The organism is Spirillospora sp. NPDC049652 (assembly GCF_040675125.1).
Taxonomy (GTDB): domain Bacteria; phylum Actinomycetota; class Actinomycetes; order Streptosporangiales; family Streptosporangiaceae; genus Spirillospora.
On sequence record NZ_JBFAOF010000050.1, the window covers coordinates 1 to 18716 of the forward strand.

At 73.4% G+C, this 18716-nt stretch carries 15 protein-coding genes; 6 read left to right on the forward strand and 9 right to left on the reverse strand.

Translation table 11 applies throughout. The features are described 5' to 3' along the window. The 5 genes from AB0J52_RS06150 to AB0J52_RS06170 form a co-directional block, all read right to left on the reverse strand. Window positions 1-4049 (reverse strand): TcpE family conjugal transfer membrane protein (locus tag AB0J52_RS06150; RefSeq protein ID WP_500180475.1); only part of this gene is annotated, 4049 nt, incomplete at its 3' end. Between the two features lie 84 nt (window positions 4050-4133). Beyond that, a complete protein-coding gene (locus AB0J52_RS06155) occupies window positions 4134-4424 on the reverse strand; it encodes a hypothetical protein (protein WP_500180476.1) in 291 nt (96 codons plus the stop codon). A 63-nt stretch (window positions 4425-4487) separates the two neighbouring features. Beyond that, window positions 4488-5498, reverse strand: coding sequence for a conjugal transfer protein (locus tag AB0J52_RS06160; RefSeq protein ID WP_500180477.1), 1011 nt, complete (start codon window positions 5496-5498; stop codon window positions 4488-4490). 661 nt (window positions 5499-6159) lie between these two features. Then, on the reverse strand, window positions 6160-7251 hold the full coding sequence (gene ychF / locus AB0J52_RS06165; protein WP_500180478.1) for a redox-regulated ATPase YchF: 1092 nt from the start codon (window positions 7249-7251) through the stop codon (window positions 6160-6162). A gap of 35 nt (window positions 7252-7286) precedes the next feature. Continuing rightward, the gene (locus AB0J52_RS06170) at window positions 7287-8351 is read right to left on the reverse strand and encodes an alpha/beta hydrolase (RefSeq protein ID WP_500180479.1); all 1065 of its coding nucleotides are present in this window, start codon (window positions 8349-8351) and stop codon (window positions 7287-7289) included. 106 nt (window positions 8352-8457) lie between these two features. Between AB0J52_RS06170 and AB0J52_RS06175 the strand changes: the two genes are divergently transcribed. Both AB0J52_RS06175 and AB0J52_RS06180 read left to right on the forward strand, forming a co-directional pair. Continuing rightward, window positions 8458-9885, forward strand: a complete 1428-nt coding sequence (locus AB0J52_RS06175) for a DNA recombination protein RmuC (RefSeq protein ID WP_500180480.1) — start codon at window positions 8458-8460, stop codon at window positions 9883-9885. Between the two features lie 56 nt (window positions 9886-9941). Continuing rightward, window positions 9942-10469 (forward strand): DUF6542 domain-containing protein, encoded by a 528-nt coding sequence (locus tag AB0J52_RS06180; RefSeq protein ID WP_500180481.1) that lies wholly within the window; start codon window positions 9942-9944, stop codon window positions 10467-10469. 40 nt (window positions 10470-10509) lie between these two features. Here the strand turns inward: AB0J52_RS06180 and AB0J52_RS06185 are convergent, their stop codons facing one another. Continuing rightward, a complete protein-coding gene (locus tag AB0J52_RS06185) occupies window positions 10510-11475 on the reverse strand; it encodes a 4-hydroxy-3-methylbut-2-enyl diphosphate reductase (protein ID WP_500180482.1) in 966 nt (321 codons plus the stop codon). A gap of 306 nt (window positions 11476-11781) precedes the next feature. On the opposite strand from AB0J52_RS06185, the gene AB0J52_RS06190 reads away from it, so the two are divergent. Together AB0J52_RS06190 and AB0J52_RS06195 are read left to right on the forward strand one after the other, a co-directional pair. Beyond that, complete coding sequence (locus tag AB0J52_RS06190; RefSeq protein WP_500180483.1) at window positions 11782-12672, forward strand: DUF8129 domain-containing protein; 891 nt, start codon at window positions 11782-11784, stop codon at window positions 12670-12672. 178 nt (window positions 12673-12850) lie between these two features. Beyond that, window positions 12851-13405 (forward strand): hypothetical protein, encoded by a 555-nt coding sequence (locus AB0J52_RS06195; protein WP_500180484.1) that lies wholly within the window; start codon window positions 12851-12853, stop codon window positions 13403-13405. A gap of 48 nt (window positions 13406-13453) precedes the next feature. Here the strand turns inward: AB0J52_RS06195 and AB0J52_RS06200 are convergent, their stop codons facing one another. Beyond that, the gene (locus AB0J52_RS06200) at window positions 13454-14425 is read right to left on the reverse strand and encodes an ArsR/SmtB family transcription factor (protein WP_500180485.1); all 972 of its coding nucleotides are present in this window, start codon (window positions 14423-14425) and stop codon (window positions 13454-13456) included. 71 nt (window positions 14426-14496) lie between these two features. Between AB0J52_RS06200 and AB0J52_RS06205 the strand changes: the two genes are divergently transcribed. After that, window positions 14497-15780, forward strand: coding sequence for an MFS transporter (locus tag AB0J52_RS06205; RefSeq protein ID WP_500180486.1), 1284 nt, complete (start codon window positions 14497-14499; stop codon window positions 15778-15780). Window positions 15781-15867: 87 nt separating this feature from the next. Here AB0J52_RS06205 and AB0J52_RS06210 read toward each other — a convergent pair whose 3' ends face one another. Then, the gene (locus AB0J52_RS06210; RefSeq protein ID WP_500180487.1) at window positions 15868-17097 is read right to left on the reverse strand and encodes an MFS transporter; all 1230 of its coding nucleotides are present in this window, start codon (window positions 17095-17097) and stop codon (window positions 15868-15870) included. 43 nt (window positions 17098-17140) lie between these two features. Further along, a complete protein-coding gene (locus tag AB0J52_RS06215; RefSeq protein ID WP_500180488.1) occupies window positions 17141-17581 on the reverse strand; it encodes a MarR family winged helix-turn-helix transcriptional regulator in 441 nt (146 codons plus the stop codon). A gap of 106 nt (window positions 17582-17687) precedes the next feature. Here AB0J52_RS06215 and xseA point away from each other — a divergent pair. Further along, on the forward strand, window positions 17688-18716 hold a 1029-nt coding region (gene xseA, locus AB0J52_RS06220; protein ID WP_500180489.1), incomplete at its 3' end, for an exodeoxyribonuclease VII large subunit.

The following is an 18716-nucleotide window of genomic DNA, read 5'->3' on the forward strand; positions in this document are numbered from 1 at the left end:
AGCGCCTTCAGCTCGTTGCGCGGCGCACGGTCCATACTGAGGTGATCGTCCCACGGGATGCGGACCAGCGCCCGGCAACGCCCCCGGGCGACCGCCTCGGCCTGCTCGACGTCGTCCATGCTGCGGCGGCTCACCCCGTTGATCACGGTCACGGCCCGCTGCCGCAGGTCGGTGTACCCGTGGCCGTCCAGCCACTCGTAGGTCATCGCGACCGCGCGCGGGGCGTCCGCGCTGGCGGGTGCCACGAGGACGACCTGGTCGGCGTACGGCAGCACGCGGGCGACGACGGCGGCGGCCGCGTCCAGCAGCGTCACCGAGTAGAACCTGTCGATGGTGCGGATGGCGAGCGCGTAGTCGCGGTCGTCGAGGGCCTGCAGCGGGTTCTTCCCGGCCGCGATGACGTCCAGCCCGGACCTGGCCTGCGAGGTGTACCGGCGCATCGCGGTCAGGCTGCCGATCTGGTCGGCGCGGGTGATGAGCCCGGTCAGCGTCTCGTTGGTCTCGCTGCGCGTCCGCCGGGCGAGCGCGCCCGGCCCCGGGTTGACGTCCACGGCCACGACCGGCTCGCCGTTGTGCTGCGCGAACGTGTGGCCGAGCATCAGCGCGGTCACCGTCTGCCCCGCGCCGCCGGTGCAGCCGAGGACGACGATGTGCCGCGAGCCCTGGAACGGCTGCTGGAGCCGCTGCTCGTACTCGGCGTCGGCGTCGCCGTGCCCGCCGCCGACCGCGTGGAACAGCCGGCGCAGGCCGCCGCCGGTGACCTCGTGCTCCGGGTCGGGCGGCGTGATCGCGGGTTCCGGCGCGCGCGGCGGCTCGGGCGGCGGCGGCAGCGGCCGGGGCCGCACCGGCGACGCGGGCCCGGAGCGCACCGGCCGCGGCGGCGGCGCGTCCTCCACCGGAGGCACGTCGGGCGCGGGCGGCGCGGGCTGCTGGGGGGACGGCGCCTGCGCGGACGCCGCTGGCTGGACGGTGGGCGGCGGGGCGGGCGGCGGCACGTCCTGACGCTGCGCCGTCGGCCACGGCGACGGCCGCGACAGCTCCTCCGACCACGGCTTGGGCTCCCGGCGGACCGGCCGCCACTCCCCCTCGCCAGCGGGCCGCTGACCAGCCGGAGCACGCCCCGGCTCGCCCTGCGATGCCGCGGGGCGCTCCGCTTCCCGCCGCTGAGCCGGAGGCCGCTCCGTCCCACCCGGCGAGGCCGCAGGACGCCCCGGCTCCCTCTGCTGGACAGCAGGACGTTCCTCTTGCGCGGCCGCCGGCCGACTCGGCTCCCCCTGCTGCGGACGTCCTGGTTCTCCCTGCGGAGCCGCAGGACGTCCCGCCTCCCGCTGCGAAGCTGCGGAAGGCTTGGCCTCGCCGGGCCAGGCCGCGGGGGACGCCGGTCGCCCCGGGTCGCCCTGAGCGGCCCCGGCCTGCCCGAACGCGCCGGGCACGGCCCGCTCGGACCGCCGGACGATGTTCCCTCGGGCGACGAGCTTGTCCCCCTCCTCAGGCACACTCCGCGCGGCGGGCTGCTGCGGGATATCGGGCCGCGTCGGAGCCGCCTTCTGAGGAATGTCGTCCCGGGTGACGGGGGCTTCCTGCAGAGTCCGCCCGTCGCGTCCCCGCACCGCGGACTCCTCGGGCCTCGACGCTCCCTGGGGACGCGCACCGACCGGAGTCTCGCCGACCTGCTCACCGCGTCGGGCCCCGGCGTCCTGCGCGGCCTCCGTCCTCGCGGGCCCTTCGGACGCGCCCGACTGCTTGGCCGGAGGCTCGGATCCGCTCGCACGACGCCACACGAACGCGTCCTCGGGCGCGTGAGACGGAGCCGCCGGTCCGCTCGCCCCGAACCGCACCGGACCGGAGCGCGCCGACGTGTCCATGCCCTCGCGACGCTCGGCCTCGCGCCCGGCACCCGGTTCCGCTGGAACCTCGCTCCGGGACGCCGGGACATCCTCGGGAGTCTGCGTGCCGTGCTCGACGCCAGGCGCGCCCGGACGCGCGACGTCCGCAGGGGTGTCCGTCGCTCCGGAAGTCACGGACGGGTGAGCGGCCGCAGCCTCCTGGTCGGTGCGCTCACTCTGAGGCGAGGCGGTGACCTGCGGAATGTCAGGGCGCGTCGGGGCGGGCTGCTGGACCGGAATGTCGGGACGCGTCGCCGGAGGCACGGCGCCCTGAACCTCCTCGGCGGACGCGTCCCTCGGACGCGGAGTACCGAGGCGGCGGCGGACGCGCCCGAACATCGACGGAGGCCCGTCGATGCCCTGAGGCGGAATCCCCGGCTCCTGGCCGGACACGGTGTCCGCGGACGCCGCTCCAGCCGACGCCTCCGTCGCGGCTGCCGACCCGGCAGCCGTCACGCGCTCGTCCGCACCCTCGGCTCCAGCACCGACCTCGGCTTCCGACCCGCTCACGGACCGGCCCTCAGACGCGCTTCCGCCGTCCGCCCCAGACGTAGCCTTCCCACCGACCGCGCCCTCAGCCTCAACCCCGTCCTCACGCACAGCCCCCTCCGCAGACGTGGACGCGGCCTCAGGCGCGGACGCGGCCCCTCGTGTGGGGGCTGTCCCTCGCGCGGACACGTCCCCGGGCACACGGCCGGATCCTGACGCGGGCACGGTTCCCGGGGTGGGAACGGTCCCTGGCGCGGGCGCGGTCTCGGATGTAGCACGGGTGTCCGGCGCGGGCGTGGCGTCTCGGGCGGGCGTGGACGCGGGCTCGGTCGCGCCCTGGTGCTCGCCCCCGGTCGCGGCCCACCGTGCGGACGCGGCGTCCGAAGTGAGCGGCGCGCTTGGCGTGGACGAGAGCCCGGTCGCCGTCGCGGACTCGGCCGCGCCCTCCTCGTCGTGCACGGTCGCAGCCCATCGCGGCGTCGCGGTGTCCGGTGCCGTCGTGACGTCCGGGCGCGGGGACGCGCCCGGAGCGGTCGTGGGCTCAGGCGTCGTGCCTGGTTCGGGCGTGCCCTCCTGCTCGCGGAGGCTCGCGGAGCGCGGGGAGGTGCGGTGGTCCGGGGCCGTCGTGGCGCCAGGGGCGGGTGCGGTTTCGGCCGCGCCCTCCTGCTCGCGGGCGGTCGCAGCCCAGGGGGGCGTGGCGACCGGGGTGGGCGTTTCCTCGGGGGCGGGCTCGGGGTGGGGGCGCTTGGGGAGGTTCTGGGTGATGGTCTCCCAGAAGTCGGCGGGGGCGCCGGGGCGGCGGATGCCGGACGCGAGGGCGCGCTTGCCGGAGCCCGGCTGGGCGGGCGACTCCAGTTCGGGGGTCGCCGGGGGGTGGTCGATGTCCGCGTCCGGGGTGAAGGTCGCGCCCGCGACGTGGATGTCCGGTTCCGGGGGTCGCTGGGCCGGGGCCTCCGCGAGCGGCGGGGCGTCGGCCGGGGACGCGGATTCGGCGAGCGGCGCGGCCGGGGGCTCGAGCTCCGCGTACACCGGCTCGGCGCGTTGAGGCTGCGGGTCCGGATCCGCGTACGCGCGCTGCGGCGCGGGCTCGGCCGCGTAGGCGGGTTGCAGGGCCGGGTCGGCCAGCGCGGGACGGATCGCGGCGTCGGTGAGGGACGGGGCGTGGGCCGGGGCGCGCTGGGTGCCGAGCGCGGCGGGGAACACCGCCGGGATCGCGGCGGGCGCGGTCTCCTCGACCTGCGGACGGCCCTTGCGGCCCTTGCGGGTGCGGCGGACGGCCTTGACCGCGGCGCGTTCGGCGGCGTGGTCGGCGCGGCGCCAGACGCGGCCGACGACGACGACCTCGCGGGGTTCGCGGATCGGGGTGAGGCGGCACCAGGTGCGGGGCTCGGCGAGGAACCGGGTGTGCGAGAGCAGCAGCTCGGTGAGCCGCTTGCCCTCGATCACCGGACGCGTCGCCAGCCACGTCAGCAGCCACGGCGGGACGAGGTAGATGACGTGCCAGGGGGTCTTGAAGGGGAGGCCGACCAGCCGGAGCATCAGGATCCAGGGAATGAACACCCCGGCGAACACGCCGATCTGGACCAGCGGCAGCGGCATGGGCAGCCGCAGGTCGTACAGCTTGTACAGCCGCTTCTCGATGCGCCAGATGTTCGTGTACGTGGGTAGATCCACGCCCCTACTCCCCTTTGACTGCGCTGGGCACGGTGTCGCCTGCCGGGTCCCCGCGGCGCGGGGCCCTGGACCGTCCTGGCGGGACTAGGTCAGGTTCACCCCCAGCGCCTTGGCGATCGCCTTGGCCGTCGTCTCGATGATGTTCGGCACGTAGAAGACCACGCCGATCGCGACCGCCAGCACGATGAACTGGACGAAGCGGGTGATCTCCCGGGTGAACAGAAAGAAGATGGCGACAATGGAGACGATCACCAGGAAGAGCGGGCCGAAGATCTGGCGCAGCCAGTCCGCGAGCTGGTCCGTTCTGAGCTGGTCGTTGTTGTTGGGCGCCGCCAGAATCTGGTCGGGAATCGACGCCATGAGGTGGTGCAGCATCGACTGACTACCTTCCTGGTTCGGCGGGGGTCGTTACTTGTGTGTGGGTCACGTCGGGGACTTTCATGATGCGTTCGGTTGGGCCGTGCCACGAATGTCGTGCACGTACCAGGTGCCGTTTTTCTTCACCACGGACAGGTCGTAGGTCTGGTCGAGTTCACCTCCGACGGCGCCCCCGGCGGCGGGCATCTGCCAGCCGACGGTGACGGTGACGGTGCGGCTGTCGACCGGACCCCTGGGTGCGATGACCTCTCTGACCTGCACGAAGGTGACCGAATCGGCGAGTCCTCGGATCGGGGGGCCGTCCGAGAAGCGTTGCAGCGCGGCCTGGTCGCTGCGGGCGTAGGCGGGGAAGAACTGCGTCATGACCGGGGCGAGCTCGGCTTCGAGGGCGCCGTCGCGGTCGCGGACGCCGGGCTGCGGGAGGGCGGCCTTGGCGGGCGGGGGGAGCAGCGCCGGCCGCGCGGAGACCACCATCGCGCCGTTCTTGGCGTAGACCGGGACCGCGAGCCGGAACCACTTGCCCTGCGCGCCGGCGAGGACGGTGACGATGGCGTTCTCGGCGTCGCGGACGTCCACTCCGGCGACCTGGGCCGACTGCAGCTGCAGCTGGCCGACGTCGTTCCAGCCGAACTGCGCGGACGCGCCCTCCGGGACGAACGCCCGCAGCTGCTGGGCGCGCGCGTCGGCGGAGCGCGGGTCGTAGTTCAGGTACACGTGGACGAACTGGAGCGCGAACGCCCCGGCGGCGGCGGTGGGGAAGCCGTGGGCGGACGTGCCGGACCCGCCGGTGGACGAGCCGTCCTTGGCGGTGAACCGCTCGAACGGCGCGCGTACGCCGTTCACCACGATCACGATGATCAGCGCCCAGAGCACGGCGCGCCCGAGCCAGACCCACCAGCGCCCGCCGGAGCCGCCCCAGCGGCCGCCGCGGACGGACCCGCCGCCGCGCCGGGAGCCGCGCCCGGACGTCGCCCAGGGGTCGTCGACCGGTCCGAGGGCGTGCTCGGACGGTCCGGCGTCGTCGACGCCGGCGGGCTGGTGGCCGTCTGTCACGGCCGACCTGCGAGCCATCCTGCCTCCGCTCGCGCCCTCCGTCGGACGGCGCGCTCTGTGTGCCTGCTCTGGGTGTGCCTGATCCCTGCCGATGTGGCCCATTCCGAGCCCACCTCGGCCCAGCGTAACCACGAGCGTCAATTGTTCCAGCGCATCGCGGGGAAGCACAGTCCCGGCACGCGGTTGTGGATAATGCAATCCACCTCAGCAGGAACTGGGAAGATTGCCAAACGGTGACGATCCCGTATCGCCGACTCCGAACGACGCGCGCCACCCCGTTTCGGACAAGCGCCCCGGTACGGGAGGTGCTTGGTTACCCCGGAAGATCGACTTCCGAAATCTCCTTGCGGAAAACCCGGCACCGTGTCCGCTTCGCGACAGAGCGCATCACCTGGGTGTCCGCCGGGATACCTCGTGCATCCGGGAGGGACACCCCGAACACATGCGAGAGCGGACGGAACCACCCCTGGTGGTCCGCCCGCTCTCGTCCGTCACCGCCCGCCGCCGGGGCGCGACCGCCGACAGGCTTCCGTTTTTGTACTGGTTCCGCCGGAGATGACCCTTCGGCTACAACAGGGAACCCCAACGTCCCGGCAACGTCCCTCCACCCGTCGCGCCACCCGCCGGTACGCCGTGGAGCCCGTTCCCCACGCCGGCCCCAAGGGACCGCACAGGACGATCAGACGTTGAAGCGGAACTCGACGACGTCGCCGTCCCGCATGACGTACTCCTTGCCCTCCATGCGCACCTTGCCCTGGGTGCGGGCCACCGCCATGGTGCCGGCGGCGGCGAGGTCGTCGAAGGACACGATCTCGGCCTTGATGAAGCCGCGCTGGAAGTCGGTGTGGATGACCCCGGCCGCCTCCGGCGCGGTCGCGCCCTTGGGGATCGTCCAGGCCCGCGTCTCCTTGGGGCCGGCCGTCAGGTAGGTCTGCAGGCCGAGGGTGTCGAACCCGATCCGGACCAGCTGCGACAGGCCGGACTCGCCCTGGCCCATGCCCTGCAGCAGTTCGAGCGCCTCGTCGTCGGGCAGCTCGATCAGCTCGGCCTCGATCTTGGCGTCCAGGAAGATCGCCTCGGCGGGCGCGACGAGCTCGCGGAGCCGGGTGCGCAGCGCCTCGTCCGAGAGCTCCTCCTCGTCCAGGTTGAAGACGTAGAGGAAGGGCTTGGCGGTGAGCAGGTGCAGCTCGCGCAGCAGGGACAGGTCGATGCCGGCCTTGTCGGCGCCCGCGAACAGCGTGACGCCCTCGTCCAGGATCTTCTGCGCGGCCTGGACGGCCTCGACGACCGCGAGCTGCTCCTTGTCCTTCTTGGTGCGCGCCTCCTTCTCCAGGCGCGGCAGGGCCTTCTCGATCGTCTGGAGGTCGGCGAGGATCAGCTCGGTGTTGATCGTCTCGATGTCGCGGGCGGGATCGGTGTCGCCGTCCACGTGCGTGACGTCGGAGTCCTCGAAGGCGCGGATGACCTGGCAGATCGCGCTGGTCTCGCGGATGTTGGCGAGGAACTTGTTGCCCAGCCCCTGCCCCTCGGACGCGCCCTTGACGATGCCCGCGATGTCCACGAACTCCATCGTGGCCGGGATGATCTTGGCTGATCCGTAGATCTCCGCCAGCCTCTCCAGCCGGGGATCGGGCACCCCGACCACGCCGACGTTGGGCTCGATGGTCGCGAACGGGTAGTTCGCGGCCAGCGCGTCGTTCTTGGTCAGCGCGTTGAACAGGGTGGACTTGCCGACGTTGGGCAGTCCCACGATTCCGATGGAGAGGCTCACAGGCGCCAAGTTTATGGGCCCGCGCGCCCGCTCGGTCACGCGCCCGCGTCGGCGAGGAACTCCGCGATGTGCCGGAAGGCGGCCTTACCCTCCGGAACGAACTCCGCGAAGATCGGGAAGACGTGCGCCAGGCCGTCCCACTCCTGGTAGACGCTCCGCACGCCGGCGGCGAGGGCGCGCTCGTGCGCGGCGCGCGTGTCGTCCCGCAGGATCTCGGTGCTGGACGCCACGAACAGCGTCGGCGGGAGGCCGGTCAGGTCCCCGCGCGCGGGGGCGTGGAGCGGATCGTCCTCCGGCTTGCCGTCGCAGTAGGCGCGGCCGAGCCAGGCGAGGTTCTTCGCCGGGATGAGGCAGTCGGTGCGCTCGTTCGTGCGGTGCGAGTCCGCCGCGCACAGCAGGTCCACCCAGGGGGACAGGCACACCGCCGCCTTGGGCAGGGGCAGTTCCCGCTGCTTCAGCGCCAGGAGCAGCGCCATGGTCAGGTGGCCGCCGGCGGAATCCCCGCCGACCACGATGTTCTCCGGCGTGTAGCCCCTGTCCAGGAGGAACTCGTAGGCGGCGACCGCGTCCTCCAGCGCGTCGGCGGGAGTGTGCTGCGGGACGAGCCGGTAGTCCAGGGCCAGGACGACCCGGCGCGTCGCGGCCGACAAACGCCAGTTGAGCGGCCGGTACAGACGCGGTCCGCCGAAGAAGTAGCCGCCGCCGTGCAGGTAGAGGAAGACCTTGTCCTCGTCCGGATTTCCCGCCCGCACCCACTCGGCGGAGCACGTCCCCAGGTCCTGTGGCTCGAACGTCACTCCGCGCGGGCTGCTCTGGGCGTGCCCCAGCAGGGCCCCGGCCCGCTGCACCCGGAGCAGTCCGGCGTCAGAGTGCGGGCTGGTGGCCCAGAACGAGCGGATGAGCACGCGGATGACCCTGTTCGCGATGCGCGCCTGGAGGGACGCCGGGGCGCCGGGCTCCATCGAGAGGGCACGGGCCACGCTGCGCTGCCTCCGCGTGGCGGCGACCGGCCGCAGGGCCCGCCGCTCCGAACCGGCGGACGGAGCGGCGGACTCGGGAGAGGCGGAGGCAGGGGACGCGGAGTGGGGGGTGGACGTCATGGTCCTAAGTACACAATGAGTCCAATAGTCGGGACAACAGGGGCGGCTCGCCCGAAGTTCGGCGCGTCGCGCCCGTCCGCCCACGTTCCGCTGCCACGATTGACGGATGGATCTCGCGCTGCTCGCCGGCCTGCTCCTCGGGGCCGTCCTCGGCGTGGTGGTCGGATACGCCCTCGCCACCGGCCGGCAGGGCGCGCTGATCGCCCGCGCCAGAGCCGCCGAGGAGAAGCTCGCCTACGCCGAGGAGCGGATGGCCGAGCACTTCGAGAACCTGTCCGCCAAGGCGCTGGACGCGTCGAACCAGCGGTTCCTGGAGCTCGCCGACGCCCGGCTCAAGGTCGCCGGGGCCGAGGCCGCGGGCGAGCTCGACCGGCGCAAGCAGGCCGTCGAGCACCTGGTCGCGCCGCTGCGCGAGACACTCGCCAAGGTCGAGGAGCAGCTCCGCGAGGTCGAGACCGGACGCCGCGAGTCGCACGCGATGCTCGCCAAGCAGGTCGAGTTCGTCCGGCAGAGCGGCGACCAGCTGCGCACCGAGACGCGCGCCCTCGTGCGCGCGCTGCAGCGGCCCGAGGCGCGGGGGCGCTGGGGCGAGCTGCAACTGCGCCGCGTGGTCGAGCTCGCCGGGATGACCCACCACTGCGACTTCGACGAGCAGGCGTCCGCGGCCACCGAGGACGGCACCGTCCGGCCCGACCTGGTGGTCCGGCTGGCGGGCGGCAAGAACATCATCGTCGACAGCAAGGTCTCGCTCGCGGCCTACCTGGAGGCGGCGTCCACCGGCGACGCGTCCGCCGAACGCGACCGGCTCGACGCGCACGCCCGGCACATCCGCGACCACGTCGACCGGCTCGCCGCCAAGAGCTACTGGCAGGCGTTCAGCCCGGCCCCGGAGTTCGTCGTGCTGTTCGTCCCGGGCGAGGCGTTCCTCGCGCCCGCGCTCGACCGCGACCCCGCGCTGCTGGAGTACGCGATGCGGCGGCGCGTCCACATCGCCACCCCGACGACGCTGATCACCATGCTGCGCACGGCGTCCTACGCGTGGCAGCAGGAGGCGCTGTCGCGGAACGCGCGCGCGGTGTTCGACCTCGGCAAGGAGCTGTACGAGCGGCTCGGCACGATGGGCCGCCACGTGGACGAGCTGGGCCGCTCCCTCACCGGGGCCGTCCGCGCCTACAACCGGACGGTCGGCTCCCTGGAGACCCGTGTCCTGGTGTCCGCGCGGAGGCTGAACGAGCTGGGCGTGGTGGAGGACCGGCTGGAGGCCCCCGCGCCCGTCGAGGACAGTCCGCGCCCCCTGTCGGCCGCCGAGTTCACCGATCCCGCCCCCGCGGACGACCGCGGGCAGGACGCGGACGCCCGCCCGCGCTCGGAGCGAGGTGACGCCCGCCCGCGCTCGGAGCAGGCTGCGGACGCGCACGCGCGCTCGGGGCAGGATGCGGACGTCCGCCCGCGCCCCGCCCCGGCCCCGGAAGCGGTAGGTTTCGGCGGACGGGCCATCCCTGATCAACATGATCGGCGAGAGAGGTGGCAATGAGAACTTCGACGGTTCGTGACGCGCCGGACGGCGCCTCACCCGGGCCAGGGGGTCCAGTGCGGCAGAACGCCTCCGCGCGCCGGTCGTCGCGGCCGTCCGGCCCCGCCGGTCCGGTCACCCTCACCGGCCGGGGCGGCGTCGCGCTCATCCTCGTCGCCGCGCTGCTCGGCGCCCTGCTGGCGCGGTGGGTCGACGTCTCACTGCTCGCCGGCGGCCTGTTCGTCGCGGGCTGCGCGCTCGCCGCCCTGCTGACCCGTCCGGCCGACCTGCCGACGCTGGTCGTCAGCCCCCCGCTGGCCTGCTTCGCCGCGACCGTGGTCGCCGAGTTCGCCGCCGACGACGGCCCGCTCACCCGGACGCTGGCGCTCGGCCTGCTGAGCGCCCTCGCGGGGATCGCGCCGTGGCTGTTCCTCGGCACCCTGCTCGCGTTCGCCGTCGCCGTCCCGCGCGGCCTGCCCGGCGCGTTCCGCGACCTGCGCGCCCGCCTGGCCCGCGGCCGCACCCTCGCCGAGGACGACGACATCGACCCCGTCCGCTGGGAGGAGCCGGCGAACCGCCCCCTCCCCCACGGCGACATCGACTAGACGACCGACCGGCCGTCGGACGCGCCCGCCGGGCGGGCGGTCAGACCGGTTCGACGCGGAGGTCCTTGCGGAGCTCGTGCGGGAGCGCGAAGCGCATGCGCTCCTGGACGGACTCGATCTCCTCGACCTCGCCGTAGCCGCGCTCGGCCAGCCAGGCGAGGACGCCCTGCACCAGCTCGTCGGGCACCGACGCGCCGGAGGTGACGCCGACCGTGCTGACGCCCTCCAGCCAGGACTCCTGGATCTGCTCCGGGTAGTCGACCAGGTGGGCGTCGTCGGCGCCGTGCTCCTTGGCGACCTCGACCAGCCGCACCGAGTTGGACGAGTTGGTCGAGCCGACCACGATCACCAGGTCGGACCGGGCGGCCATCTGCTTCACCGCGACCTGCCGGTTCTGGGTGGCGTAGCAGATGTCGTCGGACGGCGGGTCCATCAGCTTGGGGAAGCGCTCGCGCAGCTTGTCGACCGTCGCGACCGTCTCGTCCACCGACAGCGTGGTCTGGGACAGCCAGGCGACCTTCTCCGGGTCGCGGACGACCACGTTGGCGACGTCGTCCGGGCCGTCCACCAGGTGGATGTGGTCGGGGGCCTCGCCAGTGGTGCCGATGACCTCCTCGTGGCCCTCGTGGCCGATCAGGAGGATGTCGTAGTCGTCCTTGGCGAACCGGACGGCCTCCTTGTGGACCTTGGTCACCAGCGGGCACGTCGCGTCGATCGTGCGCAGGTTCCGGCCGCGCGCCTCGTCGTGCACCACGGGGGCGACGCCGTGCGCCGAGAACACCACGATCGCGCCCTCGGGGACCTCCTCGGTCTCGTCCACGAAGATCGCGCCGCGCTCCTCGAGCGTGCGGACGACGTGCACGTTGTGCACGATCTGCTTGCGCACGTAGACCGGCGCGCCGTACTTCTCGAGGGCGAGCTCGACCGTCTCGACGGCCCGGTCGACGCCGGCGCAGTAACCGCGCGGCTTGGCGAGCAGGACCCGGCGCTGGCTGGTGGAGGTCATGCCTCCTATCGTACGAGCCGTCCCACGCGTCCCGGACCGGCCACGCGCGGCCCGCACGGCATCGGCACCCGACCGGCACCCAACCCTCACCACCGCATCGGACCACCCTGCCCCGCGGGTCCCGGAAAGACGCAGGTGAAGCCCGCACTGTGACCGAACCCACGCCTTCTTGGACGGAAATCCATTAGCGAGGGTGCCTGATATCGCTGCTTTGGGGCAGAGTTGTGGGGACAGACGGTGCGTTACACACGGTGCACACCCGTCCGGCCCGGTCCGCCGGCGGGCGCAGCAGGAGGAGTGACAACGATGACGAGATCACCGCGCCGCCTCAAGGAGCAGGTCCGGGAGACCGTCGGCGAGCAGGTCCGCGACCTTCCGCTGCACGCCGTCCGGCTGGCCATGTTCGGTGTCGGCCGGGCCCTGCTGCTGAGCGACCGGATGACCCGGGACTACAAGGAGCTGACCGGGGGCGGCGGCGTGAAGCCGGTCCTCGGCCGGATCCGCAAGGACGTGCGGCACACGGCGGTCTCCGTGGTCGGCACGGTGGTGGAGCGGGTCCGCGGCGGCGAGGACGAGCCGGAGCCCGCGCCGCGCACCACCCGCACCCGCCCGTCGGCGCGCTCGTCGGAGCGGCCTGCCGCCCGGCCGTCCGAGCGGGCGCAGGAGCGTCCGGCCTCGAAGGACAACGAGATCTCGGTCGGCAAGCCCGCCGCCCCCGCCCCGCGCTCCGCGCCGGAGCCCGAGGCCAAGAGCAGGACCGAGGCCAAGAGCACCGAGGCCAAGAAGGCCAAGGTCGACTCGAAGGCCGATGCCAAGCCCGCTTCCAAGCCCGCTGCGGACGACGCCGGCCGGACCGGGACCAAGAAGTCCGAGGTGAAGGCGGCTTCCACGTCCGAGCCGAAGGCCGAGGCCAAGTCTGCGCCGAAGGCCGAGGCCAAGTCCGAGGGCAAGACCGCCTCCAAGGCCGGGGCCGACGACAAGCCCGCTGCGAAGTCCTCGTCGAAGAAGGCCGGGGCCGGGGAGCTGCCGGTGCCGGACTACGACTCGGCGACGCTGCCGCAGCTCCGCGCCCGGCTGCGCGGGCTGACCGCGGACCAGGTGAAGCTGCTGCGCGAGTACGAGCGCGACAACGAGGCCCGGCCCGAGATCATCCGCATGTACGAGAACCGGATCGCCAAGCTCAACGGCTCGAACTGAGCCGAGGCCGCGGTCGCGGCCCTCGCGAAAGCCCGTTCGGAAACGCTTCCGGACGGGCTTTCCTATGTCCGGAGGCGTCCTGCCTGCCCGGCGGCGGCCTCGGGTTCCCGCTCGCGGGGGATGCCGGTCACCCGCCGGAGGGAGGCGGGCGGCCCGTCCCGCTGTGATCGTGGACGGTATGCGGATCTTGCGTGCACCGTCCGGGCCCGCGGCCGCCCGGGCCAACCGGGTCACCGCCTACTGGGCGTTCGCGTGGGTGATGGTGTTCCTGGCCTGGCACGTCGTCTGGGCCGCCACCGGGCTCGACTCGCCCGACCCGGCCGGCCACCGGGGCGCCGCGCGGGTCGCCGCCGAGGTGTTCATGGTCGTCGTGCTCCTCATGACCGCGGTCGGGGTGGTGCTTCCGCTGGCGCTCGTCCAGGCGTGGGGACGGCGGGTGCCGGGATGGATGCTGGCCGGGGGCGCGTGGACCGGCTGCGTGCTCCTCTGCGCGCGGGGGTTCAGCGGCGTCGCCGACGCCGTCCTCCGCGTCACGGGCGTCCTTCCGCACGGGCTCACCGGGATGACGACGGAGCAGGTCTTCGGCACCGCGCACCCGTCGACCTGGGCGTGGACCGCCAGTTCGGCCACCGACGTGCTGTTCGCGGTCGGGGGCGTGGCGTTCGGTTTCGCGGCGCTGGCCTACCAGCGCGTCTACCCGGTCCGCCACCGGAGCCGGGTCCGGGCGGCCTGAGCTTCGCCGCAGGGCATGACCGCCCGTCCGGAACACGCCCCTGCCGGGTCAGCGGACTAGCTGGTCGCCGAGCGGGCTGCGCATGTACAGGACGGACCGTCCCGCGCGGGTACGGTTCAGCAGGCCGCAGGCGTGCAGGGCGGTGAGGTGGCGGCTGATCCCGCCCGGCGTGACGCCCAGCCGCCGCGCGAGTTCCGTGGTGGAGGCCGGGGAGGCCAGCATGATCAGCAGTCTCGTCCGGGGCGCGCCGAGCAGTTCGGCGAGCGCGGCCGCGCCCTCGGGGGCGGCCTGGTCCCAGATCGCGCCGCGTCCGCGCGCGGGGTAGGCGATCAGCGGCGGGAGGTCCTCGTCGATCATGGTGATCGCGCCGCGCAGGAACAGGCCCGGGACGAGGACGAGCCCGCGTCCGGCGACGTCCACCACGACCGTGCGGACGAGGTCGGACGGGATCACCACCCGGACCCGGCCGGGCGTCCAGGTGACCCGGTCGTCCAGCTCGGCGAACAGGGCGGCCGCGCCGCCGAGCGCGAGGCGCCGCGCGCGGTGGGCGATGTCGGCCTCCAGGACGGCCCGCATGCGCGTCCAGTAGGGCTCGATGCAGGCGTCCCAGTACTCCTCCAGCGCGTTGCAGATCCGTTCGAGGACGGCCGAGGGGTCGCCGCTCAGGGCGGGCGGGATGGGGACGTGCTGGTACGCGGCGTCCACATCGTGCCGGTACGCGAGGGCGATGTCCCGCTGGACGACGTCCGGGGGCGTCGTCCGCAGGCCGGCGAGACTGGACGCGAGGTCGGTGACGATGCCGTCCGGGCGCGGACCGAGGAAGTCCGGGTTCCAGCCGTGCGGCGCGAACAGGACGTTCAGCACCTCGGTGTCCAGGGCGGCATAGGCGGCGGCGGTCTCCCTGACCCACGCCCGATGCTCGGGATGCCGCGCGGGGAAGATCCGGGGGCGCAGGCTGAACACCAGCTCCAGCAGTGGCGACAACCCGAAGGACGTCTCGGCGAGGTCTTGGACGCCCAACCTGAACTCATACATTGCCCTCCAGGGTAAATCTGTTCATTCGCGGGGCGCGCCGGGCTGGGATGGGCCGCATGACGTTCTCCCTCCCCCGGAGCCTGGCGGACGCCGCCGGGCATCCCGTGATCCGTGCGCTCTCGGCCGCGACGCTGGTCAACACTCTCGGCAACGGCCTGCTCATGACGACCGGCGCCCTGATGTTCACGCGGGTCGTCGGCCTGACCGCGTCCCAGGTCGGTCTCGCGCTCGCGCTGGGCGGCGTGGCCGGCATCGCGTCGGGCATCCCGCTGGGCCGGGTCGCCGACCGGTTCGGGGCGCGTCCGACCGTGGTGGCGCTGCTGGCCGTCGAGGCGGTGCTCGTCCTCGGCTACACGCAGGTCCACTCGTTCTGGACGGCCCTCCCGCTGATCTGCGCCGTGATGTTCGTGGACCGGGGCGAGAGCGCGGTGCGCAGCGCGCTGATCGCCGACGCCCTGCCGCCGGACAGGCGGGTGCCGGGGCGGGCGTTCCTGCGGTCGGTGACCAACGTCGGCATCTCGCTGGGCGCGGTGCTCGCCTCCCTCGCGCTCGTCGCCGACACGCCCGCCGCCTACCGGGCGGTGGTGGTGGCCGACGCGGTGACCTTCCTGGTCGCGGCGCTCCTGCTGCTCAGGGTGCCCGCGCTGGAGGCCGGGCGCGGCGAGCGGGCCCGCGGCCGGGGCTTCGGCGCGCTCACCGACGTCCCCTACCTGGTGATCACCGCGCTGGCGGGCGCGCTGGTCATGCTGCAGGGCGTCCTGGAGATCGGCCTTCCGCTGTGGGTGACGCACCAGACGCACGCGCCCCGGGCGCTGATCGCCGTCGCCATGCTGCTGAACACGGTCATGGTCGTCCTATTGCAGGTCAGGCTGAGCAAGGGGTCGGACGATCCGGGCCGGGCGGCCCGCATGGCCCTGCGCGCCGGGACGCTGATCGCGGTCGGCTGCGTGCTGCTGGGCCTGTCCAAGGGCCTGGACGCGTGGACCGCGACGACCCTGGTCCTGGTCGCGGTCGCGGTCATGACGGTCGGCGAGATGCTGGGCGCGGCGGGAAGCTGGGCGCTCGGGTTCGACCTGGCGGACGAGGGCGCGCAGGGCGTCTACCAGGGCGTCTTCAATACCGGCTTCGCGGCCGGGCTGGTGCTGGGCCCGCTCGTCGTCACCCAGACGGGCCTGCGGTTCGGCCTGGCAGGCTGGCTGGTCCTCGCCGGGGTCTTCCTCGCGACGGCCGTGGCGTTCGTCCCGGCGACCCGCTGGGCCGTCGCGACGCGTCCGGCCGCTACGCCCGACCCGTCCCCCTCGCCCGATCCGGTCGCCGTGAGCGGTGAGGCGAGCGCCTGAGGAATCAGCGGACGAGCACACGGCGAAGGCGGCCCCGGGAGGAGGACCGGGACCGCCTTCCAGTCGGTCGCGCCGTGGCGCGTGGGGTCACGCCTCCGCGGGGACGGTCTCGTCCTGGAAGGTGTGGTCGATGTCGACGCGTTCCAGCGTCCCGAGGTGCCGCCGCCGGACGACCAGGATCCCGATCGCGATCGCGCAGCACAGCGCGCCCACGAAGTACGGGGTGGAGGAGCTGAACCGCTCGGCGAGCTTGCTGCCGAAGTAGGGCGCGAGGCCGCCGCCGAGCCAGCGGACGAAGTTGTAGCCCGCCGACGCGACCGGACGGGGGTTGTCGGAGACCTCCATCACCGCCTCGGTGAAGGCGGTGTTGTTCAGCCCGATCGGGATGCCGGACAGGATCGTGCAGACGATGATCCCGGTGTGCCCCGACACGGCCAGGCCGAGCTGGAACACGATGAGCAGCGCGAGCGCGAGGTGCATGACCCGGACCGTCCCGATGCGGCGCTGCAGGGCGGGCGCGCCGAACACCGACGCCAGCGCGACCATCACGCCCCAGCCGAAGAACACCAGGCCGATGCCGTGCGCGTCCATGTGCAGGACGAACGGCGTCCACGCGAGGACAGTGAAGAACGCGTAGTTGTAGAACAGCGCGGTGAAGGCCGTGGTGGACAGGCCGCCGTGACCGAGCGCGCGGATCGGCGCGGACAGCGGGGTGCGGACGGCGGGCTTCGGCGTCGGCTTCAGCAGGGTCGCGATCAGCAGGAACCCGACCGCCATCAGCAGGGCCGTCCCGAAGAACGGGAAGCGCCAGTTCATGTCGCCGAGCAGCGCGCCCACGAGCGGGCCGAGCGAGATGCCGATGCCGAGCGCGGCCTCGTAGAGGATGATCGCCGACTCGGCGCCGCCGGAGGCCGCGCCGACGATGACGGCGAGGGCGGTCGCGACGAACAGCGCGTTGCCGAGGCCCCAGCCCGCGCGGAACCCGACGAGCTGGCCGACGGTGTCGGACGTCCCGGCGAGCGCGGCGAACAGCACGACCAGGACGAGCCCGATCATCAGCGTCCGCTTGCCGCCGATCCGACTGGACACCCAGCCCGTGACGAGCATCGCGACGGCGGTGATCAGGAAGTAGCTGGTGAACAGCAGCGACACCTGGCTCGGCGTCGCGCGCAGGTTCTCGGCGATGGCGGGCAGGATCGGGTCGACCAGGCCGATGCCCATGAAGGCGACCACGGCGGCGAAGGCGGTGGCCCAGACCGACATGGGCTGCCGGAGGAGACCGGGCTTGACCGCGGCCTCCGCTGGCTGTGCGTGCATGGATGCCTACCTTTCGGGGGACGCCCCCCGCCCCCGCGCCGGGTCAGCCGGCGGGCGGACGGTCGGGGTCGGCGAACAGCCGCCCGAGCAGTGGGAGCGCGGCGGTCAGGGTGTCGCGCTCCGGCTCGGACAGCTCGGCGAACCGCTGGACGAGGATCCCGATGCGGCGCTCCCGCACGCGGTGCAGCTGGACGCTCCCGTCCCGGGTGATCCGGGCGGTGACCACGCGCGCGTCGGAGGCGTCCCGGCCGCGGGCGACCATGCCGTCCCGCTCCAGCCGGTTGACCAGGGCGGTCATGGTCGGCAGCTTGACGCCGTGCTCGGCGGCCAGTTCGGTCATCCGGCGCGGCCCGTTCTCCAGCGAGCCGAGCACGGACGCCTGCTGGCTGGTGACGGCCTGGTCGGCGTTGACGCGGCGCATCATCAGCACCATCTCGCGGAGCCGGGCGTTCAGCTCCTCGGCGAGCTCGCGGTCGGAGTGCATCGGGTCTCTCCTCAACTACTTAGCCATACTAAGTTAGTCTGTCTAACTTTTCAAACCGGACGATGATCTGCATCGTGCCGGGTCCGGCACCGCCTAGGCTTCCGACATGGCGATGGAGACCTCGGCGGAGTCCCCCGTACCGGTCCGGACGGTGCTTTCGGCGGTCGGCGGCTGGATCGGACGACTCGGCAGGATCTGGGTCGAAGGGCAGATCACCGAGCTCAACGCACGGGGAGGCACGGTTTACGTCACGCTCCGCGACCCGGTGGCGAACATGTCGGTACCGGTCGTCGGCCGCCGCGAGACCTTCGCGGCCGCCGGGCCCGCCGTCACCGACGGCGCGCGCGTGGTCGTGCACTGCAAACCGGACTTCTGGGTCAACCGCGGCCGGTTCTCGCTCAGCGCGATCGAGGTCCGCCCGGTCGGCGTCGGCGAGCTGCTGGCCCGGCTGGAGCGGCTCCGGCAGCTGCTGGCGTCGGAGGGCCTGTTCCGGGCCGAGCGCAAGCGGCCGCTGCCCTTCCTGCCCGGACGCGTCGGACTGATCTGCGGCCGCGACTCCGACGCCGAGCACGACGTCCTGCAGAACGCCCGCCGCCGCTGGCCCGCCGTCGAGTTCACCGTCCGCAACACCGCCGTCCAGGGCTCGAACGCCGTCCCGCAGATCATGGACGCGCTGCGCGAGCTCGACGCCGACCCGCACATCGCGGTCATCGTGATCGCGCGCGGCGGCGGCTCCATGGAGGACCTGCTGCCGTTCTCGGACGAGGCGCTCGTCCGGGCCGTCGCCGCCGCCCGCACCCCGGTCGTCAGCGCGATCGGCCACGAGCAGGACAGCCCGATCCTCGACCTGGTCGCCGACGTGCGCGCCTCCACCCCGACCGACGCCGCCAAGCGGGTCGTCCCGGACGTCCGCGAGCAGCTCCAGCTCGTCCGGCAGCTGCGGGACCGGGGGCGGCGCGTCCTGGTCGGCGGGGTCGAGCGCGAGCTGCACTGGCTCTCGGCGATGCGCTCCCGCCCCGCGCTGGCCGACCCGGTCCGGGAGATCGAGCGGCAGGCCGAGCGCGTCGAGGCGCTGCGCGACGCGGGCTCGCGGGAAGGTCCCCGGGCCGATGGATGTTGTGCCGGTCGCGCGGCG